Raw genomic sequence first — 6,460 nt, forward strand, 5'->3', positions numbered from 1 at the left:
ACGTGCCCAAACTCATCGACCACGCGGAGCGCGACCGGTTGATCGCCCGTGCGGCCTGGGTCGTCCTGCTTCGAGACGGCCTCCCCGGCTTCTCGGTGCGCAACATCGCGGCCGAGGCGGATCTCGCCACCGCGTCCCTCCGTCGCCGCTTCCCCTCGCAGGATGCGCTGCGGGTGTACTGCCTGCGACTGATCGGCGAGCGGGTGCAGGCGCGCCTCGACTCGGTCGACCGCGAGCCGGCCGAGCGCGACCCGGTGTCATACGTCGTCGCATGCCTCGAGCAGCTGCTGCCGCTCGACGCCGACCGGCGTGCCGAGATGGACGTGTTCCTCATGCTCGCGTCGCTCGCGGCGACCGACGACGCCATCCGCCTCGCGTACGACGACGCCCATTCTGCGATCGCCCTCGCCTGCCGCTCTCTCCTCGCGCTGACCGCGACCGTCGGCGACGAGGCGTCGGTCACCGCGAGCGCGCTGCGCCTTCACGCGTTGCTCGACGGCCTCGCGCTGCACCTTCTCCGGCAGCCGGCATCCGCGGAGACTTCGTGGGCCACCGATATCCTCCGTCGAGAGGTGGAGCACGCAGCCGCACCTCGCGGCTGATCCCGCCCTGCCCCCCACCCCACCTCGTTCAACGGAGAATTCATGAGCCGACGCCTTCCCGCTTTCGTCGCACTCGTCGCCCTGGCCGTGACGTCCACCGTGGGCTGCGGCAGCATCGCGGACCACTCCTCGCCTCTCGAACCGACGGCATCCGACACAGCGACCATTGCGGCTCCGTTCTCCGGGATCGCGGCGATCGAGGCGATCGAGAGGGAGCACGACGTCACCGTGGGGTTCGCGGCTCTCGGCGACGGCGGTCGGACGCTGGAGTACGCGGGCGATGATCGCTTCGCCTATGCATCCACCCTCAAGGTCTTCGTCGCGGCCGCCCTGCCGGACGCTGTACCGGCCGACGACCGCGCGGCCGATGTCCGCTGGACGCAGGCGCAGGTCGATGCGTCGGGGTACTCCCCCGTCACCTCGCAGCACATCGACGCGGGGTCGACGCTCGAGGCGCTGGCCGAGGCCGCGGTGCGCACGAGTGACAACACGGCGGCAAACCTCGTGATGGACGCCGTCGGCGGTCCCGCCGGGGTCGAGGCGTATCTGCGCGAACTCGGCGACGCCGCTTCGGTGGTCACCGATCACGAACCCGAGCTCAACACCGTTACTGCCGGGAGCGAGCGGAATACCACTAAGCCGATGGCTTTCGCCACGGCACTGCAGCAGGTGTTCGAGAGTGACTCGCTCCCCGAAGCGGAGCGGCGAATGCTCCTCGAGTGGATGAGCGACAACGCCACCGGTGATGCCCTGATCCGCGCGGGCGCACCCTCGGGCTGGACGGTGGCCGACAAGTCCGGGGGCGCCGGCGGGGTGCGCAACGACATCGCCGTCGTCACGACCCCGAAGGGCGAGAGACTCTACGTCGCGATCTTCACAGCCGAGAACGACCCCACGGCGACGTATTCGGATGCCGTCGTGGAAGAGGTCGCCCGAGTCGTCCTCGCCGAGTTCGCCCCGCCGAGCGGCTGACTCGAACGGGCCCGTCGCCTGCGGTGACGCCGCGACGCGCTCAGGGGGCGAGAACGGGGCGGACCGCCCCATACGATCCGCCCCGCGTGCCCGCGCGCGACCGGTGGTCCCCTGCACCGGTGACGCTGCGCGAGCGTGCGTCGCCGTCGCCGCCCCTTCGGCGACGCCCATATCGAGAGAGTCGATCGGGGGCGCTCCGTTATGCGAGTCGACGGGTGAACCGCGGGTGAGTTCCGCTCGAAGTCGGTTGGAGGTCAGGGGTCAGTTGAAGTCGCCACCCGGGGCCATGTCGGCGAAGCGCGAGTAGTGACCCTGGAACGCGACGGTGATCGTCGCGGTCGGGCCGTTACGGTGCTTGGCGACGATGAGGTCGGCCTCTCCCGGGCGCACGTCCTTGTCGTAGACCGAGTCGCGGTGCAGCAGGATCACCATGTCGGCGTCCTGCTCGATCGATCCCGACTCACGCAGGTCGCTGATGGCGGGCTTCTTGTCTTGCCGCTGCTCAGGGCCACGGTTCAGCTGCGAGAGCGCGATGACCGGAACGTTGAGCTCCTTGGCGATGAGCTTGAGGCTTCGCGAGAACTCCGAGACCTCCTGCTGACGCGACTCGACGCGCTTGCCCGACGTCATGAGCTGCAGGTAGTCGATGATGACCATGCGCAGCCCCGCGCGCTGCTTGAGTCGTCGGCACTTCGCACGGATCTCGACGAGCGTCATGTTGGGGCTGTCGTCGATGTAGAGCGGGGCATCGTTGATGCGACCGCGGGTCGAGGCGACGGTCGTCCAGTCGCGCGGGTCGAGCGTTCCCTTGCGCATGTTCTGCAGCGGGATCGCACCCTCGGCGCTGAGCAGACGCATCGCGATCTCGCTCTTGCCCATCTCGAGCGAGAAGAAGATCGAGGGGAAGTCGTGGCCGATGGATGCTGCGCGCGCGAAGTCGAGCGCGAGCGTCGACTTACCCATGGCGGGTCGGGCGGCGACGACGATCATCTGTCCACCGTGGAGGCCGTTGGTCAGTTCGTCGAGTTCGCGGAAGCCGGTCGGGATGCCGGTCATCGATCCGTCGCGGCCGTTGGCGGCCTCGATCTCCTCGATGGCGGCGTCGACGGCGGTCGTCAGCGGCACGTAGTCTTCGGCGGTCTCGGTGCCGGTGACCGAGTAGATCTCGGCCTGGGCGTTGTTCACGATGTCGGTGGCGTCGCCCTCGCCGGCGTAGCCGAGCTGCACGATGCGCGTGCCCGCGTCGACGAGGCGACGGAGGATCGCCCGCTCCGACACGATGCCCGCGTAGTACCCCGCGTTGGCCGCGGTCGGAACGATCGAGGTCAGCGTGTGCAGGTAGTCGGCGCCACCGGCGCGGCCGAGCTCGCCGGTCTTGATGAGCTCGTCGGTGACGGCGACCACATCGGTCGGCTCACCGTGGGAGTACAGCGACAGGATCGCCTCGAAGATTAGCTCGTGCTTGGGCACGTAGAAGTCGGCGCCCTTGAGCGTCTCGATCACATCGGCGACGGCGTCTTTCGAGAGGAGCATGCCTCCCAGGGCGCTCTGCTCGGCGAGCAGGTCATGCGGCGGGGTGCGCTCGGGTCCACGAGACGAGGATCCGCCCAGACGCTCTTGTGAGATGTCGGCGATCGACACAGTGCTCCCTTCGACGCGACGTTCCCCCGGTGGCGCTCCCCGGCCCGTCGAACGGGGTGGGGGTTCGCGATCGCCACCTGCACAGCACAGCAGGGGCTTCCGACATCGGGTCGCTGCACCACGCTACGAGCGCGCCCATCCCCCTGCAACACGGCCTGTGGATAACTCTGTGGAGAGCTTGCGGAGAAGTCTGGAGTGTCTGTGCAGAAAGGGTGTGGATAACCCGGTGGAGTACTGGAGAGCCGAACTTTTATTACGCTGCTGATCTGGTCTTTAGCGTTTCCCCACCCTGTGGACAGCAACGCGCTTCAACCGCGCGTTGAAGGTTGCGTCACACGCTGTTCACATGTGTAGAACTTGGGGAAAGTCAAGCCGGATTTCCACCGGGCGCGTCACCTCGATCCACCCGCGGAAACATGCGGGAATCGTCCTCGATTTGGCGGAAAGAGGTCTAGACAGAGCGATATACCGGGAGTATCGTCTTCGCCACGACGCAGACCGCGTCCGAACGATCGACCTTCGGGGAGGAAGTCGACGTGAACGCTCAGGCCACCCGTCGCGGCGCACCAGCCGCGATCCTCTGGGGTGGTCTCGGCGTGCTCGCGTGGGCGGCATTCACCGCGGTCGTCGGCGGAGGCAATGCCCACGCCGATGACGGGAGCGACCCGTCGCTCCTCGGCAGCGTGACCTCGGTCGTCTCCGAGACGGTCGACACGGTCGGCCAGACGGTCACCGCGGTCGCCACGCCCGTCGTTCAGCAGGTCGTGCAGCCCGTGGTCCAGCAGGTCGTGCAGCCGGTCGTCCAGCAGGTCGCGGCGCCGGTGCAGCAGGCCGCGCCCGCGGTTGTGCAGACCGTCACCGACACCGTCGCCGCCGTCCCCGTCGTGGGTGCGACGACGGCACCGGTGGTCGAGACGGTCACCGAGGTCGCCACCGGCGTCGTCGAGCCGGTCTCAGACCTGCTCGCGGATGCCCCGGTCGCGCAGATCACCCAGCCCGTGCGGGATGCCGTCTCGGCACTCCCCATCGTCGGAGATCTGCTCGTGAATCTCGGCGTCACGCCGGTCGTCGACCAGGTGATCGACATCGTCGACGAGGCCGTCTCCGTCGTGGGAGGCGTCGTCGAGACCACGGTGCCCCCGGTCCTCGACGCGGTCGCCCCGACCCCCGTGATCGCCGACTTCGCGGGCGAGACAGCGTCAGCGGCATTCGTCGTTGCGGCCCCGGTGCGCGCGGCGGGAGCATCCGTCTCCACGACCGGTTCCTCGACCGCCGCGATCGTCGACGCCACCGCGCCCATCACCGCGCACGCGTCTCCGGCTACCGCTGCGTCCGTCGAGCGCATCACCGACGGGGCCCAGGCTCCCGGCTTCGGCGCCCCCGCGATCCCGTCTTCCTCCGCCACCTCCGGCGGAGCATCCGCACTCGTCCACGCCCGTCTCAGCGGCGTGGACCTTCCCGAGCTCCGTGCCTGGGAGCTCTTCTCCGGCGCATCCGACGACGTCCTCCCGACGTCGACGGTCGCCGACACCGACGTCTCTCCTGACTGACGTCCTGTCGCGCCGTTCCTCGCGAACGGCAGATGACGTGCTGCGCGCGCACCTGATATCGCGCGCACCCCATCAGACAGTTCAGTCCAGTCAAGGAGAGACTCATCATGCGCAGTTACCTCAAGCGGGCCCTGTGGGGCACGCTCATCGCCGGCGGGGTCACCCGGCTCGGCGCGACCGCCGCCAACGCGGCGGACACCTCGGGAGACGACGGTCTTCTCTCGGGCAGCCAGGTTCAGGCACCGATCTCGGTGCCTGTCACGGTCATCGACAACGCGATCTCATTGATCGGCGACTCGACGGCGCAGGCTCCGGCGGCTCCTGCCCCGGCGCCCGCACCCGCCCCGGCACCCGCACCCGCCGCGGCTCCGGCACCGGCACCGGCACCGGCACCGGCCACCAGCGGTGACTCGGGCGTCGGCTCAGGCACGCAGGCCGTGGTCGAGGTGACCGTGCCCGTCACGGTCGACGGCAACGCGATCAGCGTGCTGGGTGACTCGAACGCCGAGCAGGGCGCTCCGGCACCCGCCCCGGCACCCGCACCCGCTCCTGCTCCGTCGGTCACGACGAGCGGTGTCGACGGACTCCTGTCGGGTTCGCAGGCGCTGATCGATGTCGAGGTGCCCGTCACCGTCACCGGCAACGCGATCTCGCTGCTGGGCGATTCCGAGTCGACCGGGGGCGCCGCAGCACCGGCGTCGTCGGCCGGCACGATGGATGCCTCCGCACCGAGCACCTCGGGTGACGACTCCGTCGCCGGCGGCACGCAGGTCGTGGCGCCTATCGCGGTTCCGGTCACGGTCGGCGGCAACGCCATCTCCCTCCTGGGCGACAGCGACTCCACCGGCACCACCACCGGCGCCCCCGCGACGGGATCCACCGGCGGCTCGACCACCGGCAGCACCACCACCGGTGACGACGGCATCCTCGGCGGCACCCAGGCGATCGCACCGATCGCAGTTCCGGTCACGGTCGGCGGGAACGCCATCTCCCTCCTGGGCGACAGCGAGTCCACCGGCACCACCACCGGCACCCCCGCCACGGGCGGCTCGACCACCGGCACCGGCAGCACCACCACCGGTGACGACAGCACCCTCGGCGGCACCCAGGTGACCGCCCCGGTCACCGCCCCTGTCACGGTCGGCGGCAACGCCATCTCCCTCACCGGAGACAGCGAGTCCACTGGAACGACCACCGGCACCAGCGCGACGGGCGGAACCAGCACCGGCACCGGCAGCACCACCACCGGTGACGACAGCACGCTCGGCGGCACCCAGGTGACCGCACCCATCACCGCCCCGGTCACCGTCGGCGGCAACGCGATCTCCCTCCTGGGCGACAGCGACTCCACCGGCACGACCACCGGCAGCCCCGCGACGGGCGGCTCGACCGGCACCGGCAGCACCACCGCCGGTGACGACGGCATCCTCGGCGGCACCCAGGTGACCGCCCCGATCACCGCCCCGGTCACCGTCGGCGGCAACGCCATCTCCCTCACCGGAGACAGCGAGACCACCGGCACCACCACCGGCACCCCCGCGACAGGCGGAACCAGCACCGGCACCGGCAGCACCACCACCGGTGACGACGGCATCCTCGGCGGCACCCAGGTGACCGCCCCGATCACCGCCCCGGTCACCGTCGGCGGCAACGCCATCTCCCTCACCGGAGACAGCGAGACCACCGGCACCACCA

At 69.8% G+C, this 6,460-nt stretch carries 5 protein-coding genes; 4 read left to right on the plus strand and 1 reads right to left on the minus strand.

Going from position 1 to position 6,460, the window contains the following annotated elements; translation table 11 throughout:
• Window positions 1-2 precede the first annotated feature (2 nt).
• Both RWS82_RS12520 and bla read left to right on the plus strand, forming a co-directional pair.
• Window positions 3-602 (plus strand): TetR family transcriptional regulator C-terminal domain-containing protein, encoded by a 600-nt coding sequence (locus RWS82_RS12520; RefSeq protein ID WP_314650621.1) that lies wholly within the window; start codon window positions 3-5, stop codon window positions 600-602.
• A gap of 42 nt (window positions 603-644) precedes the next feature.
• Entirely contained in the window at window positions 645-1,574 is a 930-nt protein-coding gene (gene bla / locus RWS82_RS12525) for a class A beta-lactamase (RefSeq protein ID WP_314650623.1), read from the plus strand.
• 261 nt (window positions 1,575-1,835) lie between these two features.
• On the opposite strand, the gene dnaB is transcribed toward bla, so the two are convergent.
• Window positions 1,836-3,215, minus strand: coding sequence for a replicative DNA helicase (gene dnaB, locus RWS82_RS12530; protein ID WP_314650625.1), 1,380 nt, complete (start codon window positions 3,213-3,215; stop codon window positions 1,836-1,838).
• 536 nt (window positions 3,216-3,751) lie between these two features.
• Here dnaB and RWS82_RS12535 point away from each other — a divergent pair.
• Window positions 3,752-4,765 carry a hypothetical protein gene (locus RWS82_RS12535; protein ID WP_314650626.1) on the plus strand — a complete coding sequence of 338 codons (1,014 nt, stop codon included), beginning with the start codon at window positions 3,752-3,754 and terminating at the stop codon, window positions 4,763-4,765.
• A gap of 107 nt (window positions 4,766-4,872) precedes the next feature.
• Window positions 4,873-6,460 (plus strand): chaplin family protein (locus tag RWS82_RS12540; protein ID WP_314650628.1); only part of this gene is annotated, 1,588 nt, incomplete at its 3' end.

Source organism: uncultured Microbacterium sp., from assembly GCF_963528945.1.
Taxonomy (GTDB): Bacteria; Actinomycetota; Actinomycetes; order Actinomycetales; family Microbacteriaceae; genus Microbacterium.